Raw genomic sequence first — 19752 nt, 5'->3', positions numbered from 1 at the left:
AATTTTTCCAAAAATAACCAAAAAACGCTCACTTTTGTAACCGTTTTGCGCAAATGTTATAAACAATTCAGTGTCAATTACCTGGCGGAAATAATCCGCTGAAAAGTCACAATAATATTGATTTTTACTTTCGGCATTCAACAGAATTACTATCTTTGTTTTTATCGCCAAAATGAAGAATAAATGGGGTTAGTTACCGCTAAAGAAGTTGCAAAAGCCATAAAAACCGACAAATACGGAATGTTAGGAACATTTTCCGGCTGGCTGCTGATGAAGGTGCTCCGCATTTCCACCCTAAACGACATCTACAACCGAAACAAACATTTAAAAGATGTTGAGTTTCTGAATGCTATACTGGACGAGTTCCACATTAAGTTTGAAATTCCGGAAGAAGATTTAAAACGCCTCCCGAAAGAAGGGCCATACATCACGATTTCGAACCATCCGCTGGGCGGCATCGACGGGATTTTACTCCTAAAACTGATGCTGGAAAAAGAGCCGAATTTCAAAATCATCGCCAATTTCCTGCTGCACCGCATCGAACCGATGAAGCCGTACATCATGCCGGTTAATCCGTTTGAAAATCACAAAGATGCCAAATCGAGCGTAATCGGACTGAAGGAAACCTTTCGTCATTTAAGCGACGGCAAACCTTTGGGGATTTTTCCGGCCGGGGAAGTTTCCACCTACAAAGACGGAAAATTAGTGGTGGACAAACCCTGGGAAGAAGGCGCCATCAAAGTAATCCGCAAAGCGCAGGTACCGGTTATTCCGATTTACTTTCACGCGCAGAACAGCAAACTGTTTTACTTTTTATCGAAAATAAACGACACGCTGCGTACCGCAAAACTGCCTTCCGAGTTGCTTACGCAAAAAGATCGCGTTATCAAAGTACGCATCGGAAAACCGATTTCGGTAGCCGAACAGAACGAGCACGAAACCATCGAAGAATATTCCGAATTCCTGCGCAGAAAAACCTATATGCTGGCAAATGTGTTTGAAAACGACACCAACGGAAAATTGCTGCAAACTCCCATTTTAAAAGCTCCGAAAAGCCCGAAACAGATTGCCAAACCAGCCAACCACGAGCAAATTCTTCAGGAAATTGCCGAATTGCGCACCGGCACGTACCGCATGCTGCAAAGCAAGAACTACGAAGTGTTTTTTGTCAAAGCTGATAAAATCCCGAACATTCTTCACGAAATCGGACGTTTGCGAGAGATTACTTTCCGCGAAGTGGGCGAAGGCACGAACGAGTCGCTGGATTTGGACAAATACGACAATTACTATTACCATATGTTCCTGTGGGACGAAGATGCCCAATTGATTGCAGGCGCCTACCGCATGGGATTGGGAACCGAAATCTTTGCCGACCACGGAATCGACGGGTTTTACCTGCAGGAACTGTTTCGCTTTGAACCGGAACTATACGACATGATGAGCAAATCCATCGAAATGGGACGCGCATTCATCGTAAAGGAATACCAACAGAAACCGATGCCGCTGTTTCTGCTTTGGAAAGGGATTGTACATACGACACTCCGTTATCCGGAACACAAGTATCTGATTGGCGGGGTGAGCATCAGCAACCAATTTTCGGATTTCTCGAAATCGCTGATGATTGAGTTCATGAAGTCACACTATTACGACCCGTATGTAGCGCAATACGTACATCCAAAGCTCGAATACAAAGTAAAATTAAAAGATGCCGATAAAGATTTTGTTTTCAACGAAGCCGAAGCGGATCTGAACAAATTCGACAAAATTATCGACGAAATTGAACCGTCCAGCCTGCGTTTACCGGTATTGATTAAGAAATACATCAAACAGAATGCCCGCGTGGTAGCCTTTAACGTCGATCCGTTATTCAACAATGCGGTGGACGGACTGATGTACATCCGCATTGCCGATTTGCCGGAAAGTACCGTACGTCCGGTTATTGAAGAACTTCAGGCCGAATTGGAACGCAAGGAAAAAGGGATGAGCCATTAACAAGTAACCAAAACCAAACAAATATGAACTATTATTTTGATGTACTGAAAAAGTACGCGCAATTTTCGGGAAGAGCCCGTAGAAAAGAATACTGGATGTTTTTTCTTTTTAACATGATTATTGTTTACGGGCTAATCTTTTTAGGTACTGTTTCCGAGTATTTCTTAATAGCCTATGGTATTTATGCTTTAGGCGTATTACTACCTTCTTTAGCTGTTGGCGTTAGAAGAATGCACGATGTAGGTAAAAGCGGATGGTTTCTTTTAATCCCTATTTACAGCTTGATTTTAGCGGTTACAGAGGGTGAAAAAGGGAACAATCGTTATGGTAAGGATCCGAAATCTCCGGGTGATGAACTAAACGAAATTGGTGTTCCACAAGAATAAATAAAAAAGCCCGAAAATTCGGGCCTTTTTTATTAAAACCAAGGTCTTTTATTAACCTGATACGTGTTGTAAAATTCCTGATCGGATTTGGTCAGGTAAATTATGCCCTCAATGAATCCGATTAAACTTCCGATTCCGCAGGTTACTAAAGAAATAATAATTTGGATAATCCCTTCTTTAGTGTACCCTAAAATAAACTTGTGAATTCCGATTCCTCCGAATAAAATACCCATAACGCCTGCCAGCACTTTTTTATTTTCCTGCTGTGGTTGTTGTGGTTTATTCCAATCTTCTGCTGGTCTTGTTACTTCCATTTTTTAATTGTTTTTGGTTAGAGATGCTAATATAAAAAAAATTACAGAAAAGCCTTATCAACAGGTTCCCAAAGTTCAATTTTGTTGCCTTCGGGGTCTAAAATCCAGCCGAATTTACCGTACTCATAGGTTTCCATGTCGCCCACAACGGTTACCCCTTCTTCCTTCAGGGCAACCAAAAGGGCTTCCAGATCGTGCACGCGGAAATTCATCATAAACGGTTTTTGGCTGGGCTCAAAGTATTTGGTATCTGCCGCAAAAGGCGACCACTGTGTCGAGCCGTCGTTTCCGTCTTTGTCTTTCCACCAAAAGGTCCAGCCGTATTGGTCTACCGGTATGCCCAATTGGTTTTTATAAAATTCTTTAATAGCTGCCGGATTGTCGCATTTGAAGAAAAAACCACCCAAACCCGTTACCCGTTTCAAATCTTTATTACGCATCATTTTTCATTGTTTTTAAATCTGAAGAAAACCGTTACGGCAAGCAACAGCAAAATCCCTTCCGCCATAAAGAAGAACAGATGGTTGAAGAGCTCTTTCGTTAAATAAATACTCGCCAATCCGAAAGCGATTAATCCGAAGGAAAGCAGTAATCCCTGAAGTCGTGCAGATGTGTCTCCGTTTTTAATCGGCTTGGCTAAAAACAAGATCCAAATCCCGGACAACAGCATCATGACGGACGAATACAACCAAATCATTTGCATGCCCAGTGCTGCCGGCTCCTGAATTTCGCCTTTGGCTATATGTTCGAGCACGGCCGGAAATCCCATAAAAGCATGCGGAATAAACTGCAGACAGGTAATTACCCCGACGAAAAACGTGATATAATAAGCTATTTTGTTCATCTTGTATATTTTGGTTTTATAAATATAGAAAAGAAATTATAATTCCTTAACGTGAAACCATTGAATTACAAAATTTCTTCCCAATCATCAGAATTGTTTTGTAGTGCTGCATACCGCTTTGTAACAAATTGTCATCGGAATCGTCTTTATACGAAACACTTTGATATGCATTATCTTTTGCTTTTCCTGACTGTGACCTGCGGTTTGCTATCATACGGACAAAACCCAAAAACAGTTTCCTTAACAAAAGACACCCTATTGGTCATTCCCAAGGATATTATCAAAGGTTTTCATCATGAGTACCTGCTGTTTATCCCGAAAGGAACGCCCATTCGCAAACAGACCGTACTGCTTGTAGAGCCTAACAACACGGGAAAAACATCCGATAATATTGAGGTTCATAAACAATCCGCTATTCGTTCGGCCTCCGTTAACGGTGTGGGGAACAATGTAGCCACCAACCTTAGAATTCCGTTTCTGGTGCCTGTTTTTCCAAGACCTGATTCGCAACCCTTAGTCTACTCTCATGCTTTAGACCGCGATGTTATGGTAGCCGATTCGCCTGAATTAAAGCGCCTGGATTTACAATTGCTGGCGATGATAGCCGATGCCAAAAACATTTTAAGATCGCTGCAAATTGAAGTGGACACCCAATTTTTCATGACTGGTTTTTCGGCTTCGGCCACTTTTACGAACCGCTTTTCCTTTTTGCACCCGGAAATGATAAAGGCTTTGGCTATTGGCGGTTTTAACGGAAAATTAATGCTTCCCGAAAAGCAACTGAATAAGGTAAAACTGCACTACCCCATAGGAACCTATGACTTTGAAAAATTATTGCAAAAACCCTTTGATGCGGCCAGCTTTAAAAAAATTCCACAGTACATCTATATGGGTGCCTTAGACGATAACGATGCTGTACAATTTGACGATGCATACAATGACACAGAACGCGACCTCATCAAAAATAATTTAGGGAAACAGGTACAAGACCGTTATTTAAAGTGTCAGGAGATTTACCAACAGCATCAGGCAAACGCCGTTTTCAAAACGTATGAAGACGTGGGGCATTGGACGACTTCAGTCATGAATCTGGACGTTACAAAATTCTTTTTGGAGCAGATGAAGTCGAAATGAATACAGGAGAAGGCTATTGATACAATTTCACAATCTTATCTGCAATCACTTGTGCCAGTTTCACTTTGCTTTCCACTGTCCAGCCAGCAATATGCGGCGTTAAAATAACATTTTCAGCCTGGAGCAAATAGTCAAAAGCGGCTGGTTTTTCGCCTTCAAACAAATGTTCAAAAGACAGTTTTTCATATTCCAACACGTCGAGTCCGGCGCCTAGAATTTTTTTGCTCTGCAAAGCGGCAACTAAATCCGCAGTTACTACGCTTTTCCCGCGCGCCGTATTGACAAGCCAAAATGGTTTGGCAAAAGCACTGATAAAGTCTGCATTGACCATTTTGTCCGTTAATGGTGTCCAGGGCGTATGCAGGCTTACGACATCGGCTTTTTGTTGTAATTCGGTTAACGAAACCTGTCGGGCATTTTCATCTCCCACATGATTCTGAATATCGTAACACAACACTTCCACCTCAAAACCTCTCAGTTTTTTAGCAAACGATTTTCCCATATTGCCGTAACCGATAATGCCCACGGTTTTCCCGTCAAGTTCGTGCCCGCGGTTGCTTTCCCGTTTCCAATGACCGGAGCGCACTTCTTTATCAGCTTTATTGAGGTTGTTGAACAGCGATAAAAGCATTCCTAAAGCGTGTTCCCCTACGGCGTTTCGGTTGCCCTCCGGTGCTGCAATCAGACGAACGTCCTTGCTTTCCGCATAGTCACAGTCGATACTTTCCAGTCCGGCACCCACACGGGCAATGAACTGAAGGTTAACGGCTTTGTCCAAAAAGGCACGGTCAATTTTAAAACGGCTGCGGATAACAATGCCGTGATATTCGTGAATTTTGGCTTGCACTTCTTCTTTGGAAGAGGTAAAATCTTCAACATTCTGAAAACCGGCTTGCGCTAATTGTTCCCACAACAACGGATGGTTGCTGTCTATATGAAGGATTTTGGTTGCCGAAACAGGCTGCAGGGTTTTATTCATGCTTCGCGTAAAGATTTCGCATTAAAAGCATAAAGATAGTGGTTTTAAGGAAAAAGGCCGAGATTTAAAACCCAAGTATTAATTTGGCAATACTGAAATAAATCAAAATCCCTAAAATATCGTTACTGGTGGTTATAAACGGTCCGGTAGCCAAAGCGGGATCGATGCCGTATTTGTTTAAAATGATAGGGATAAACGTGCCGTTAAGCGACGCAATGATAATTACGGACAACAAGGCAATGGTAACCGTAATGCCGATATGTACTTCATAGCCTAACAAAAAATAACTGCCAGCAAAAAGAATGGCGGCCAAAATCAGTCCGTTAAGCAAACTCAGTGACAATTCCTTTAACAACCGTTGGATCACGCCTCCGGTAATGGCATTATTGGCCAAACCCTGTACGATAATCGCAGAAGATTGTACCCCAACATTACCGCCCATCGCGGCGATTAACGGGGTAAAGAAAAATAATTCCGCATGGGCTTTCATGGCCGGTTCGAAGATTCCCAGTACTTTCACGCTGATAAACCCTCCTAAAAGGGCTAAAACCAACCAGGGCAAACGCGCGCGGGTCAGTTCCAGAATGCTGTCGTCCGCTTCTACGTCCTGAGAGATACCGGCAGCCAACTGGTAATCTTTATCGGCTTCTTCCTTGATCACGTCTACGATGTCGTCGATGGTAATTCTTCCTACCAGACAGCCCATTTCATCGACTACCGGAATGGCTTCCAGGTCGTATTTCTGCATGATGCGGGCCACCTCAACATCCGGAGTGTCTACTTTAACGTAATCCACTTTTTTAATATACACTTCGCTGATTGGTGTCTTGGTCGAAGTGGTCAGTAAATCTTTTAAGGACAAACGGCCTTTTAACCGGTCTTCGTCGTCTACCACATAAATGGAGTGCACCCTTGTAACGTGTTCGGCCTGTTGTCGCATTTCTTTCACGCAGGTAAGCACGTTCCAGTTTTCGTTTACTTTCACGAGCTCTTTCCCCATCAAACCTCCGGCGGTGTGTTCGTCATAGCGCAGCAAATCGACAATGTCTTTTGCATGTTCTACGTCTTCCAGCTCGGAAATTACTTCTTCTATTTTCGATTGGGGCAATTCCGCAATAATGTCGGCGGCATCATCGGTATCCAACTCGTCCAGCTCTTCCGCGATTTCTTTGGCGGACAGGTTGCGGAGGATTTTTTCCCGCACTTCATCATCCAGCTCCAAAAGGGCTTCTGCGGTTTGTTCGGAATCCAAAATCTTGAATACATAACTCGCTTCGTAATCGTCGAGTTCTTCCATGATTTCGGCAATATCAGCAAAGTGAATGTCCTGCAACAGGTTTTCCAGTTCCTGCGCACGGTTGTCACGAATAAGTTGCTCAATCTGAGCGATAAACTCTCTGCTGATTTTAAACTCCATCGGCGGCTATTTTTTGGGTAAGTACGATGAATTCTTCGACCGAAATCTGTTCCGGACGGAGGTCAAAGATACTATCTTCTCGCAAATTATCCGAAAGATTGAATGATTTTAGGCTGTTGCGCAGGGTTTTTCGCCTTTGGTTGAACGCGGTTTTCACCACATTGAAGAACAATTTTTCATCACAAGGCAATTTATAATCCGGTTTGCGACGCATGCGCATTACGCCTGACTTTACTTTCGGCGGCGGTGTAAACACCTGCTCCGACACGGTGAACAAATATTCCGTATCGTAAAAAGCCTGGGTTAAGACCGAGAGAATTCCATAGGCTTTACTGCCTTTTTTCTCGCAGATGCGTTCGGCTACTTCTTTCTGAAACATCCCGGAAAACTCCGGAATCTGATCGCGCAGTTCCAGCGTTTTGAACACAATTTGCGACGAAATGTTATACGGAAAATTTCCGATGATGGCATACGGTTCCTCTCCGAAAACTTCCTTCAGGTTGTATTTCAGAAAATCTTTGGAAATGATTTTACCGTGCAGCTTCGGGTAGTGCGCATTGAGGTAGTCCACCGATTCCGTATCGATTTCAATCACATAGGTTTCAATAGGCTTTTCCAGCAGGTATTTGGTTAAAACACCCATCCCCGGACCGATTTCCAGCACGCGGTTGTAGCCTTCCAAAGTTAAGGTATCGCCTATTTTCCGGGCTATATTTTCGTCGTTCAGGAAATGCTGTCCTAAGTGTTTTTTTGCTCTTACTTTATCCATAAACAGATTTTTCGCGTATTGGATTGTCAGATGCCCGAACTGTCTAAGGGGCTACAATCAAATAAGCTGTTAATGATCCGAAATCAACTCCAATTCGGTACGGAAGGCCAGCATTTTGTCGCCAAACAGTCGTAAGCCTTCTTCGCGCAGTCTGGGTGCATCTTCGTCGTAATAGCGCTGTAAGGTTGCTTTGCAGTCGGTTGTATATTGAATCGAATACGTTATGCCGCCCATTTCTTCATCCACCAGTACTTTTACCATGCGTGCGGAGGTGAATTTTCCGGTAGCCAAAACGTCGGCTATATGTTTGTGCTGCATCCAGTCCATCCACTGGTCGTGAACGCTTTCGTGGATGTTGATGGTTACGTTGTATATAATCATTGGTTTCGATTTTTAGATTGTTAAACTATTAGAATTCGGGGGCGCTTCTGAGATGACACAACGTTTTTTTTGTTGCTTACCTTTTCAAGAAGCCAATCACAAATTCGTGTCGCCCCGCAGTTTCCTGAACTGCACCCGTGCTTCCACAAAGTGAATGCTGTCCTGATGGTTAAAAATCACTTTCTCGTACAGGCTTTTGGCCTTTTCGGGGTCCTGCAACTGCTTGCGGTAAATTTCCGCCGAGTAAAACAGGGCTTCATCAGTGTAAATGCTTTCTTTATGGTTGTCGAGAATCTGCTGATAATAACTCAGGGCTTTCTGAAAATCGTTTTGCTTTTCGTACAGCTCGCCTACTTTTAAAAGTGTTTCGTCTTCAATGCTTTGTCCTTTGTGCTGTGCCAATAACAGTTGAAACTGCGTCAGCGCTTCGGCGGTTTTGTTCTGATAAATTAAAAAATCGGCTTTGGCGAATTTTTTCAAGGCTACCTGCGTGGAATCCTCAACCGTGTTGTCACTAATCAGCAAAAAAAGCTCTAGCGCATCGTTGGCAATAAGTTGTGACGAAGAGGATTTCAGCACTTTAAACTGTTGTTGCGCCCACTGAAAATCGCCTTTGTAATAACTGGCTTTGGCCATTTTGAAACTCGCTTCGTGCCCGGCTTCGTCGTTTTTCAAATCATCTTCAATCTGTCCGTAGTAGATAATCGCCTGATTGAATTTTTCGTTCAGCAGGAAAATATCGGCCAATTCTTCCTTCACCTGGGCTTTCTGGTATTTGCTCAGCGGAAATTCCAGAGCGCGTTCCAGTATGGCTTTGGCGGTCTCGTACTGTTTCAGATAAAACGCATGAAAATGAGCGGATAAAATCTGAAGGTTTAGTGAATACGGTGTAACGCCATATTTTTTCAGCAGCAAATCTATTTTTTCTTTAACGGCCGGATAGTCTTTGGCGGCAGCTTTATCAAGGTCCATCAACAACAACTGATGGTGCGCCTCCATCTGCAGTTCCAGATCCTGCGTATTGGCTAAAATGAAATTCAGAATTTCGGTGGCGGTAGCGGTTTCGTTTTCATCGATGGCCAGTTTCGCCAGATTGATGATGTTGTAAAAATTATCCGGACTGCGCTTGAAAATCGCTTTTTCCTGTAAAAATGCTTTGCCGTAATCTTTCTGCTGCACAAAAAACCAGCTCAGAAATTGGTTCCAGAAAATATCCTGATTCTTCTGGGTGCGCAACAAAAGGGATTTCCGCAACTGTCCGTTAAAGGTTTCCTGTGCGTCTTCATGCATAAAACGCGTCAGCTGATTTTGCACCAAAGGCAGGTTCGAAGGGTTGCTGAAGGCAAAATCGAGCAGTTTTTCTATCATCAGATCCGTTTTCCCCAACTGTCCCTGCAGCAATGCCAACTGGTAATCAAAGTTAAGATTCGGGTTGCCTTTTTTACCCAACTCATAAGCCTGAATGGCTCTTTCCACCAACACTTTTTGTTCGAACGCAGCAGCAATGCCATAGGTGTTGTTCGGATTTTCTTTGATTTTATCTAAGGCCGTGTCGTAATACTGGTCTGCTTTGCTTTGGTTTTTCTGCAACTGGTAATTGTATCCCAATTCTACGTACAGGTTGTCCTGACGCATTTTCTCGATTCGGGCAAGGAGGAGTTTTTCGGCTTTTTCATACTGTTTCAGTTGCTGATAACACGTTATTGTTTTCTGAAAAGCCTGATAATTATAGGGCTGTGCTTTCACAACATCTTCATAAACGGCCAGTGCTTTCTCAAATTCGCCACGGTCAAAATAATTTTGCGCCAACTGTTCGTTTTGTGAAAAAACAGTCAGCGAAAAGAAAAACATTATGAACCCTAAGCAATATTTCATCCGTCTCAAAAAAACAATGTACTAATGTAGCTATTTTTTAGCCAATCAGTACATCGTCGGGTATACTAAGATTTTGTTAATTAATAATGTCGAAGCCGGTATATTTGCGCAACACTTCCGGAATCACAATCCCTTCCGGTGTTTGGTAGTTCTCCAGAATACCGGCCAATACGCGCGGTAACGCTAAAGAACTTCCGTTTAAGGTGTGTGCCAGTTGTGTTTTACCGTCTTTTCCTTTGAAACGCAATTTCAGACGATTCGCCTGGAAGGTTTCAAAATTCGATACAGAAGAAATCTCCAGCCAACGGTCCTGAGCAGTGGAAAACACTTCAAAATCGTAGGTTAAAGCCGAAGCAAATCCCATATCTCCACCGCACAAACGCAAAATTCGGAACGGCAGACCCAATTCGCGCATGATTCCTTTTACGTGTTCTACCATGCCGTCTAATGCTTCGTATGATTTTTCAGGATGCTCGATGCGTACGATTTCCACTTTGTCAAACTGGTGCAAACGGTTTAAACCGCGAACGTGCGCTCCCCAGGAACCCGCTTCACGACGGAAACACGGCGTATATCCGGTAGCCATGATCGGCAATTCGCTTTCCTGCAGAATGACGTCTCTGAAAATATTCGTTACCGGCACTTCCGCGGTCGGGATTAAGTACAAATCGTCTTTGGCGTCGTGGTACATCTGTCCGTCTTTGTCCGGCAACTGTCCGGTTCCGTAGGCCGATGCTTCGTTTACCAGGTGCGGCACCTGAAATTCCTGATAACCCGCTTCGGTATTTTTATCTAAGAAATACGAAATCAAAGCGCGTTGCAGTTTGGCTCCTTTGCCTTTGTAAACCGGGAAGCCGGGAGCGGTGATTTTCGTTCCCAATTCGAAATCGATGATGTCGTATTTTTTGATTAATTCCCAATGCGGCAACGCACCTTCGTGCAATACGGGAATCGTTCCTTCTTCGAATACGTTGATATTGTCCTCGGCTGTTTTGCCTTCCGGAACGATATCGGCCGGTGTATTTGGCAATTTGTAAAGTTCCTGCGTTAAGGCTTCGGTTACTTCGTTTAAAATTTCGTTTAGTTCCTTTCCTTTTTCGCGGAATTGAGTCGATTTCTCTTTTAAAATTTCAGCTTTTGCTTTCTCGCCCGATTTCATCAGTTCACCAATATCTTTGGACAATTTGTTGGATTCGGCTAAAATAGTATCCAATTCCACTTGCGTAGCACGGCGTTTCTCGTCTAATGCCACCACGGTTGCCACCATTTCTCTGGCGTCTAAATTTCGTTTCGCCAAAGCCTGGATGACTTTCTCCTGATTTTCTCTGATAAAAGCAATCTGTAACATACTGTTTTTGTTTAAAAGTGAGCAAATTTACGCAATTGTTCGATACAATTTAGGACTAATGCAGAAAGTTACGCAATCTCCGATTTACAAAATCTAAAAAATGGATACCCGATTTGCAAATAACCCTTAAATCCTTAACACACTGTTCAATATTTTTTTACATTTGGTAAATTTTCCAATTTTTTATGAAAAAATTTGCCCTGCTTTTTGCCTTATATTTCTCCTTAGCGGGATTTTCCCAGCATCATGATGACGAATTCCATCAAATGGTGGAAGCGGAAATGAAGGCGGCTGCCTCCGTGATTAATTATCAGGTTAATCCGAATACGCAGAACTACAATGTCACCTATCACAAATTAGAATTTACGGTTGACCCCGCAGTCTACTTTATCTCAGGCACGGTAACTACAAATTTTACGGCCCTGACAGACATGACAACCATCACTTTTGATTTAGCCAACGAACTTACCGTAAGCAGTGTTACCCAAGGTGCCGCCAATTTAACCTTCAATCAGAATGGGAATGACGAACTGGTCATTATACTGCCCGCCACTTTAACCGCCGGTAATTCGGCTGCAGTAAAAATTACCTACTCTGGACCACCTGCCACCGGAGACGGATCTTTCACCACGGGTACTCACAACGGAACTCCTGTCCTGTACACCTTATCGGAACCTTTTGGTGCAAAAGACTGGTGGCCCTGCAAACAAGACCTTAACGACAAAGCCGATAACGGAATAGATGTTTACATCACAGCACCTTCAGCATACACAAGTGTTTCCAACGGATTACAGCAATCTGCAATTGTTAATGGCGGAAACAAAACAACGCATTTTCATCACGGCTATCCCATCCCGGCGTATTTAATTGCCATTGCCGTTACCAATTATCAGATTTACAACCAACAGGCGGGTTTAGGTACTGTAGAGAGTCCTTTTTTTCCTGTTGTGAATTATCTTTATCCGGAAACGGCGGCAGCTTCCCAAATGAACTTGGCGGTTACCCCTGCCATCTTGAATTTCTTTGAAAGTATAATCGGCCCTTATCCGTTCCGCAATGAAAAGTATGGGCATGCACAATGGGGATGGCCCGGCGGAATGGAGCACACCACTGTTTCCTTTATGGTGAATTTTTCCAGAGACTTAGTCTCACACGAAATGGCCCATCAGTGGTTTGGCGACAAAGTTACCTGCGGCAGCTGGAAAGACATTTGGCTGAACGAAGGAATCACCGAATATTGTTCAGGTCTGGTAATCCAGAACTTTGATTCAGAAGCTAACTTCACCACCTGGAAAGCTAACAAAATCAATAACATTACGTCACAACCGGGAGGTAATCTGTATTTGACGGATGCGCAGGCAACCAACATCAACACCATCTTTAGCTCGAGAATTTCTTACGACAAAGGTTCAATGGTTACTCATATGCTCCGGTATAAATTAGGCGACACGGTTTTTTTTCAGGCCCTGCGCAACTATTTAAACGATCCGGATTTAGCTTATGGCTATGCCGTTACTCCGGATTTTCAGGCCCATCTTGAGGCTGCTTCCGGAATGGATTTAAACGAGTTCTTCAACGATTGGGTATACATGCAGGGCTATCCTACCTATACCATTCATGCTTATAATTCCGGAGCAGGACAAGCTACCGTACACATACAACAAACCTCATCGCATCCTTCTGTTTCTTTCTTTGAAATGCCGGTTCCTATTCGTTTTACAGGACCGGGAGGCCTAACACACGATGTGATTTTGGACAATACCGTAAACAATCAGTATTTTACCGTACCGGTTCCCTTTACGTTTACCGGAGTGCAATTTGACCCTAATAAAAACATCATCTCACGAAACAGTACTGCCACACTTGACACGGAAGGCTTCACCCTGAATTCCTCTGTTAAACTGTATCCGAATCCGGCCAACGACAATATAAGCATTCAGCTCCCTGCTGCTGTAGTATTTGAAAAAGCCGAAATTTACAACACGTTGGGACAATTAATCACGACCAAAAACTCTCCCGATTTTGACGTAAGTCAATTAGCCTCAGGGGTTCACTTTGTAAAAATCCAGACTTCGGAAGGCACAATTCATAAAAATTTTATAAAAAAATAAGCAAACCCAAATAAGTTGACAATAAGTAAGGCGAAAACCTTACTTTTGTCGTTTATATCAAAATTTAAACATTAAAATGATTCAAGTAGGACAAATCCTTTTTATCTTATCGGTATTGGTAATTCTTCACGAATTCGGTCATTATATTACAGCCAAATGGTTCAAGGTTAGGATAGAAAAATTCTATCTGTTCATGGATGCCGGTTTTTCTTTAGTAAAGAAAAAAATCGGCGAAACGGAATGGGGAATCGGCTGGTTGCCTATCGGCGGCTACGTAAAACTGGCCGGAATGATTGACGAAAGCATGGATACCGAACAGATGAAAGGCGAACCTCAACCGTGGGAATTCCGTTCCAAACCGGCCTGGCAGCGTCTGATTATCATGTTGGGCGGAATCATCGTAAACATATTATTGGCGTGGTTGATTTACAGTACAATGTTTATGACCGTAGGAAAAAAAGTAATCTCTACAGAAGAACTGCAAAAAAACGGTTTATTTTTTGGGGAAGTTGGTCAGAGCGTAGGATTCCGAAACGGAGACCGAATTTTAAAAATTGACGGTAAACAGCACGACGATTTCAAATTCATGTCGATGGCTGTTTTATTTGGCGATAAAATTGAAATCGAAAGAAACGGTGAAAAAAAAGACATCCTTTTGACAGATGAGCAAAAAGGTGCTATCATTAAAAAAGAAGGCCGAGGATTCGTGGGTGCCAGAATGGACAACAATCTGTTTTTCATTGACTCTGTCGGTAAAAACAATTTTGGGTTATCCCGTTTTGATCAGATTACAGCAATAAACAACAAAAAAGTCATTTATGTGGATGAAATATTTGATCTGCTTAACCACCACCAAAATGATTCTGTAAATCTTACCGTAAAAAGAGCCAACAAAGAAATTCAGGTAAAAGTAAAAATCGACAGCACGGCAAAAACCGGCATCGGCAAAAAGAATACCCTTTTAAATTTCAACTACGATCTTACGAAAGCTGTTGTTAGCAATGTTCAGAAAAAATCCGGAGCAGAAAAGGGCGGAGTCAAATTCGATGACAAAATAATCGCCGTATCCGGAAAAAAGGTCACCTCTAACATCGATTTCAAGAAAAGCCTTTCAACCTACAAACCAAACCAGGCGGCTACCATAACTGTATTGCGAAATGGTAAAAAAGAAGACCTAAATATAGTTCTGGACAAATATGGCAAAGCCGGTATCGGTTTTTCAGACAATTCCAATGAAAAATACACAAAAACGACAGTTCTATCGTTTACAGAGGCCATCCCTGCAGCAATATCACAAACCTGGTCGTTATTTATTTACAACATTAACAGCTTAAAATTAATTCTGAAACCCAAAACAGGAGCCTATGCTCAAGTTAAAAGCCCTGTGGGAATCGCGCGTCAGCTTCCGGACACCTGGGACTGGGAATTCATCTGGAATTTCACCGCTTTATTTTCCATCGGATTGGCTTTTATGAACTTATTGCCCATTCCGGGCTTAGACGGTGGCCACGCCCTGTTTACCATCGTAGAAATGATCACCGGTAAAACCTTAAGCGAAAAAGCTGCCGGTTACGTGCAAACCGCCGGTATGATTATCTTGCTGACATTAATGGCTTTAACATTTGGAAAGGATATTTTCGAACTGATCGTCGATAAATTTTTCTAAAAAAACGCATTTTTGTATTGGCAGATATAAAATTTCAATTATATTTGCACTCGCTAAAAAGATATTAATCTTCCTCCTTAGCTCAGTTGGTTAGAGCATCTGACTGTTAATCAGAGGGTCCTTGGTTCGAGCCCAAGAGGGGGAGCAACTTTTTAGCAAACACATTTACCTTTTTAGGTGATTCCTCCTTAGCTCAGTTGGTTAGAGCATCTGACTGTTAATCAGAGGGTCCTTGGTTCGAGCCCAAGAGGGGGAGCAAATGACAAGCCATTCGGAAGAGTGGCTTTTTTTATTTTACATCCTTCTGTAACAAAAGTTACCGCAGCCCGCTTCCTTATTTTGTACCTTTACTTTTTCAATAAGAACTTATGAACCGTATTCGCAGCAATTGGCATTTCATGCGCTTTTTCCGGCTGGCTTTAGCCGTTTTTTCCGGTTGGCAGGCTGTCGAAACCGGTCAATGGGTCTTTTGGCTCTTTGCTGTGTTCTTTTTACTTCAGGCAATATTCCACTTTGGCTGTGGTCCGAAAGGCTGTTCTGTTCCTAAAAAAAGTAACCTATGAGTACCTTTTCCGAAATCATCGATAAAGAACAACCGGTTTTAGTTGATTTTTTTGCCACCTGGTGCGGCCCGTGTCAAACTCTGGCGCCGATTCTCAAACAGGTCAAAGACGAATTGGGCGACCGCGTTGCTATAATTAAAATCGACGTCGATAAAAACCAAACCCTTGCGGCACAGTTTCAGGTCCGTGGCGTCCCTACTCTTGTCCTGTTCAAAAACGGAAAACAGGTCTGGCGGCAATCCGGACTCCTTTCCAAAGCCGATCTCATCCGAATTATCAGCCAGCACGCTTCGCCCCAATAAAAAAACTTAGCCGTTTTACGACAAATACCGTAACTTTACTTAGTAAGAAGCAAAACGTATGCAAACCAAAATAAACACCGCACAGGAGGCTTACGGGTACTGGAAAGCCACAACACTGGCAACCCGCATTGAGCACGTACAACGCCTTAAAGAAGTGCTCCGTCGCAACCGGCTGCATTATGCCACCCTCATCACACAGGAGATGGGCAAACCCATTACGCAATCGCTGGCAGAAGTAGATAAATGCGGACTCTTATGCGATTACTATTGTGCCAATGCCGACGCTTTTCTGAAACCGAAAACCATAAAAACCGAAGCGTACGAAAGTTTTGTCACCTACGAACCGTTAGGCGTCATCTTAGGCGTGATGCCTTGGAACTTTCCTTTTTGGCAGGTATTCCGCTTTGCCATCCCAACTATTTTGGCCGGAAATGTGGTGATGGTGAAACACGCCAGCAACGTACCGCAATCCGCTGCAAGTATTGAGGCATTGTTTCTGGAAGGCGATTTTCCCATCGGCGTCTATCAGAATCTTCACCTTTCCAGCGACAAAATAGCCGACGTAATAGCTCATCCGGAAATCAAAGCCGTTTCCCTCACCGGAAGTGAAGCGGCCGGAAGTGCCGTAGCCGCTCAGGCGGGTAAATATTTAAAAAAATCCGTCCTGGAACTCGGCGGCAGTAATGCCTTTATCGTTTGCAAAGATGCCGATTTGGACAAAGCCGTAGCCACAGCCGTCAACGCCCGGATGCAAAACGCCGGACAAAGCTGCATCGCTGCCAAACGCTTCCTGATTCAGGAAACGGTTTTCGAACCCTTTGTTGAAAAATACAAAACTGCCCTAAGCAAACTCGTTTGTGGTGATCCGATGAATACCGCCACGCAAATTGGCCCGTTAGCCCGGATTGATTTAGCGGAAGAACTGGAAAAACAAGTCAAGCAATCCGTTGCCATGGGCGCTACAGTGGTTTGCGGCGGCATCCGGAAAGATACCTTTTACGAACCTACGATACTGACCGGCGTAACCCCCGAAATGCCGGTTTTCAGAGAAGAAACTTTTGGCCCGGTAGCCGCGCTGCTATCTTTCAACACCCTTAGCGAAGCCATTGCCCTGAGCAACCAATCCGATTTCGGCTTAGGCGTTTCCGTTTTTACTCAGGACATCAACCACCTCAAAAAACGTATCGGCGAATTTCACGAAGGCGCCGTGTTCCTCAACGAAATGGTCAAATCCGATCCGCGTTTGCCGTTTGGCGGTATCAAAAAGTCAGGCTACGGAAGAGAATTAGCCGAAGAAGGCCTCAAGGAATTCGTAAATGTCAAAACCGTAGTCATCCACAAATAAATCCGTAAATATCATGAAAAAAATCATTTTACTGTTCGCCGTTTTCGCATTACTCCCACTTAACGGTGCTGGGCAAACAAAATCCTCCGACAAACAAGCCATCAACACCCTTTTAGACAATTGGCACAAAGCGGCCGCAGAGGGAAATTTTATCAACTATTTCAACGCCATGTCCGACGAATCAATTTTTATCGGTACCGATGCCACGGAAAACTGGAGCAAAAAACAATTTCAGGATTTTGCCAAACCCTATTTTGACAAAGGCAAGGCTTGGGATTTTAAGCCGTTGCAGCGCAATATTTTTTTCAGCAAAGACGGCAAAACCGCGTGGTTTAATGAATTGCTGGACACCTGGATGAAAATCTGCCAGGGTTCCGGCGTACTGGCGAAAGAAAACGGTGTGTGGAAAATCAAACACTATGTTTTATCGGTGACGGTTCCCAACGACACTATAAATGAAGTGGTAAAGATTAAAGCACCGATTGAAGATTCCCTAATCCAAAAGCTAAAAAAATAAGCCTCCGAAGAGGCTTTTCTTATTTCTTAGCGAGGTTTTCCAGCATTACGGATGTCATGCGTTCCATATCGAAGTCGTGTTGCCAACCCCAGTCTTTTCGGGCCACGGAATCATCTATGCTCGCCGGCCAGGAATCCGCAATCGCCTGACGGAAATCCGGAGCATAATCGATGGCAAATTCCGGGATGTGTTTTTTGATGGATTCGGCAATCTCCTTCGGGGTAAAACTAATCGCCGACAAATTGTACGACGAACGCACTTTAATATTTTCCGCCGGTGCCTGCATGATGCTGATGGTCGCTTTAATCGCATCATCCATGTACATCATCGGTAAAGCGGTGTTTTCGGAAAGGAAACAGGTGTATTTTTTATCGGATAAAGCTTTGTAATAAATGTCTACTGCATAATCCGTCGTTCCGCCTCCCGGTGGCGTTGTCCAGGAAATCAGTCCCGGATAACGGATGCTGCGCACATCTACACCATATTGCTTGTTGTAGTATTCACACCATCTTTCCCCGGACTGTTTCGAAATGCCGTACACGGTAGAAGGCTCCATAATCGTATACTGCGGCGTGTTGTCTCTTGGTGTGGTCGGTCCGAAAACCGCAATACTCGACGGCCAGAAGATTTTTTTTATTTTACCCGCTTTGGCCAGATTCAGCACGTGAAACAACGAGTTCATGTTCAAATCCCACGCAAAGGCTGGGTTTTTTTCCGCAGTGGCCGATAGCAGGGCTGCCATCAGGTACACATCAGTAATTTCGTATTTTTCGATTAAATTCTCAATCTGGTTATAATCAAGGGCGTTGACTACTTCAAAAATCCCTTCGGTAACTACGGTGCTGTCCATTTTTCGAATATCGGAAGCAATTACGTTTTCTCTACCGTAAGTTGCTCTTAACTTCGCCGTCAGTTCGGTGCCAATCTGTCCGCAGGCACCAATGATTAAAACTTTTGTGCTCATTTGTGTTCGTTTGTTCCCCACAAAGATACTGTTTTGCCTAAAACTTCGACAGGTATTCCGGGCTCAAATTTCGGATTCACAAAAAATCAAACTTTAGTTAAGATAATCCCATCGAAAAAAGCAGATTTCCAGAACATTTGTACCTTTGCATCCATAACTTGAGAACATGAGATTTAAATTTATAGTCATCTTACTTTTTATGGCCTTCGCTTCCTGCTCCAACAAGGAAGAACGCGTTGCCGACAGTGCCAAAGCCGAGAAACTGAACAAAGCTGCCCTGGATATCTTGTCTAAAAACTGGCATTTTGCCGTACCGCCGGCCAATCCGAAAGTAGCACAAGCCATTCAGAACTGGAAACAATGGCACGATTTCACACAGGAGCTGCACCAGCCCCCAAAAGGCTCTTTAAACGCTTTTCGCACCAAATCGAAAACCCTGACCCTTAAAGGACAGTTGTTAGAATTCGACATTCCGGCCCAATTTAACAAACCGGCGGTACGAAGCCGGATTGCAACGCTAAATACTAAGCTAAAATCGTTGGAAACTTATACGAATTTAGCACCCATCCAAACCGATAAAGTCTTAAAACTGATACCGGAAGTGTCGGAAGAACTCGCTTCCATTCAAAACCAACTGAACGAAATCATCGTAAAAAGCGAAATCCCGAAAGAAGAAGGCGAACTGATCATGCTGCAGGCCTTAGACACTGCCCGTCATGCCCGTCGTGAAATTCAGGAAAACCTAACGGAAGTAAAAAAATAACCTGCTTTGAAGCTCGAAATTCAAAACCTTTACCATACATCGGCAAAAATCAATCAGCTTGCCGAGCACTTGCAAAAACGCG

At 43.4% G+C, this 19752-nt stretch carries 19 protein-coding genes and 2 tRNA genes; 11 read left to right on the top strand and 10 right to left on the bottom strand.

The window, feature by feature from the left end; all coding sequences use genetic code 11:
- Positions 1-183 precede the first annotated feature (183 nt).
- Together G498_RS0106775 and G498_RS0106770 are read left to right on the top strand one after the other, a co-directional pair.
- Positions 184-1992, top strand: a complete 1809-nt coding sequence (locus G498_RS0106775; RefSeq protein ID WP_026980486.1) for a GNAT family N-acyltransferase — start codon at positions 184-186, stop codon at positions 1990-1992.
- Positions 1993-2015: 23 nt separating this feature from the next.
- Positions 2016-2378 (top strand): DUF805 domain-containing protein, encoded by a 363-nt coding sequence (locus G498_RS0106770; RefSeq protein ID WP_026980485.1) that lies wholly within the window; start codon positions 2016-2018, stop codon positions 2376-2378.
- A gap of 32 nt (positions 2379-2410) precedes the next feature.
- Here the strand turns inward: G498_RS0106770 and G498_RS0106765 are convergent, their stop codons facing one another.
- From G498_RS0106765 to G498_RS0106755, 3 genes are read right to left on the bottom strand one after another with little or no spacing between them, the layout of a single operon-like run.
- Positions 2411-2692: a TM2 domain-containing protein gene (locus tag G498_RS0106765; protein WP_026980484.1), complete on the bottom strand. Its 282-nt coding sequence runs from the start codon at positions 2690-2692 to the stop codon at positions 2411-2413.
- Between the two features lie 41 nt (positions 2693-2733).
- On the bottom strand, positions 2734-3135 hold the full coding sequence (locus G498_RS0106760) for a VOC family protein (protein ID WP_394330616.1): 402 nt from the start codon (positions 3133-3135) through the stop codon (positions 2734-2736).
- Positions 3132-3536, bottom strand: coding sequence for a hypothetical protein (locus G498_RS0106755; protein WP_026980482.1), 405 nt, complete (start codon positions 3534-3536; stop codon positions 3132-3134). The genes G498_RS0106760 and G498_RS0106755 overlap by 4 nt, the downstream gene beginning before the upstream one ends.
- 165 nt (positions 3537-3701) lie before the next feature.
- Here G498_RS0106755 and G498_RS0106750 point away from each other — a divergent pair, with 165 nt between their 5' ends.
- Positions 3702-4670, top strand: coding sequence for a hypothetical protein (locus G498_RS0106750; RefSeq protein WP_026980481.1), 969 nt, complete (start codon positions 3702-3704; stop codon positions 4668-4670).
- A gap of 13 nt (positions 4671-4683) precedes the next feature.
- On the opposite strand, the gene G498_RS0106745 is transcribed toward G498_RS0106750, so the two are convergent.
- From G498_RS0106745 to serS, 6 genes are all read right to left on the bottom strand, one after another.
- Complete coding sequence (locus G498_RS0106745; RefSeq protein ID WP_035744519.1) at positions 4684-5649, bottom strand: 2-hydroxyacid dehydrogenase; 966 nt, start codon at positions 5647-5649, stop codon at positions 4684-4686.
- Positions 5650-5713: 64 nt separating this feature from the next.
- Positions 5714-7066 carry a magnesium transporter gene (mgtE, locus tag G498_RS0106740; protein ID WP_026980479.1) on the bottom strand — a complete coding sequence of 451 codons (1353 nt, stop codon included), beginning with the start codon at positions 7064-7066 and terminating at the stop codon, positions 5714-5716.
- Positions 7056-7835: a 16S rRNA (adenine(1518)-N(6)/adenine(1519)-N(6))-dimethyltransferase RsmA gene (rsmA, locus tag G498_RS0106735; protein WP_026980478.1), complete on the bottom strand. Its 780-nt coding sequence runs from the start codon at positions 7833-7835 to the stop codon at positions 7056-7058. The genes mgtE and rsmA overlap by 11 nt, the downstream gene beginning before the upstream one ends.
- Positions 7836-7904: 69 nt before the next feature.
- A complete protein-coding gene (locus G498_RS0106730) occupies positions 7905-8216 on the bottom strand; it encodes a DUF4286 family protein (protein ID WP_026980477.1) in 312 nt (103 codons plus the stop codon).
- Between the two features lie 96 nt (positions 8217-8312).
- Complete coding sequence (locus G498_RS0106725) at positions 8313-10091, bottom strand: tetratricopeptide repeat protein (RefSeq protein ID WP_026980476.1); 1779 nt, start codon at positions 10089-10091, stop codon at positions 8313-8315.
- A 76-nt stretch (positions 10092-10167) separates the two neighbouring features.
- On the bottom strand, positions 10168-11439 hold the full coding sequence (gene serS / locus G498_RS0106720; protein WP_026980475.1) for a serine--tRNA ligase: 1272 nt from the start codon (positions 11437-11439) through the stop codon (positions 10168-10170).
- Between the two features lie 185 nt (positions 11440-11624).
- Here serS and G498_RS0106715 point away from each other — a divergent pair, with 185 nt between their 5' ends.
- The 7 genes from G498_RS0106715 (at position 11625) to G498_RS0106680 (ending at position 17943) form a co-directional block, all read left to right on the top strand.
- Positions 11625-13550, top strand: a complete 1926-nt coding sequence (locus G498_RS0106715) for a M1 family aminopeptidase (RefSeq protein ID WP_026980474.1) — start codon at positions 11625-11627, stop codon at positions 13548-13550.
- Between the two features lie 76 nt (positions 13551-13626).
- Positions 13627-15216: a site-2 protease family protein gene (locus tag G498_RS15380; RefSeq protein ID WP_051269773.1), complete on the top strand. Its 1590-nt coding sequence runs from the start codon at positions 13627-13629 to the stop codon at positions 15214-15216.
- A gap of 71 nt (positions 15217-15287) precedes the next feature.
- Positions 15288-15361: transfer RNA gene (locus G498_RS0106705), tRNA-Asn, on the top strand.
- A gap of 37 nt (positions 15362-15398) precedes the next feature.
- A tRNA-Asn gene (locus G498_RS0106700) sits at positions 15399-15472 on the top strand.
- 303 nt (positions 15473-15775) lie between these two features.
- A complete protein-coding gene (gene trxA / locus G498_RS0106690; RefSeq protein WP_026980472.1) occupies positions 15776-16081 on the top strand; it encodes a thioredoxin in 306 nt (101 codons plus the stop codon).
- Between the two features lie 58 nt (positions 16082-16139).
- Positions 16140-17426: an NAD-dependent succinate-semialdehyde dehydrogenase gene (locus G498_RS0106685; RefSeq protein WP_026980471.1), complete on the top strand. Its 1287-nt coding sequence runs from the start codon at positions 16140-16142 to the stop codon at positions 17424-17426.
- Between the two features lie 13 nt (positions 17427-17439).
- A complete protein-coding gene (locus G498_RS0106680; protein ID WP_026980470.1) occupies positions 17440-17943 on the top strand; it encodes a nuclear transport factor 2 family protein in 504 nt (167 codons plus the stop codon).
- 19 nt (positions 17944-17962) lie between these two features.
- Here the strand turns inward: G498_RS0106680 and G498_RS0106675 are convergent, their stop codons facing one another.
- A complete protein-coding gene (locus G498_RS0106675) occupies positions 17963-18907 on the bottom strand; it encodes an L-threonine 3-dehydrogenase (RefSeq protein ID WP_026980469.1) in 945 nt (314 codons plus the stop codon).
- Positions 18908-19073: 166 nt separating this feature from the next.
- On the opposite strand from G498_RS0106675, the gene G498_RS14750 reads away from it, so the two are divergent.
- Positions 19074-19670 (top strand): hypothetical protein, encoded by a 597-nt coding sequence (locus G498_RS14750; RefSeq protein WP_131387689.1) that lies wholly within the window; start codon positions 19074-19076, stop codon positions 19668-19670.
- The last annotated feature ends 82 nt before the right edge of the window (positions 19671-19752 follow it).

The organism is Flavobacterium suncheonense GH29-5 = DSM 17707, from assembly GCF_000430025.1.
GTDB lineage: Bacteria > Bacteroidota > Bacteroidia > Flavobacteriales > Flavobacteriaceae > Flavobacterium > Flavobacterium suncheonense.
The sequence above is the reverse complement of the archived record's forward strand: the minus strand, read 5'-3'. Positions and strand labels throughout refer to the sequence as shown.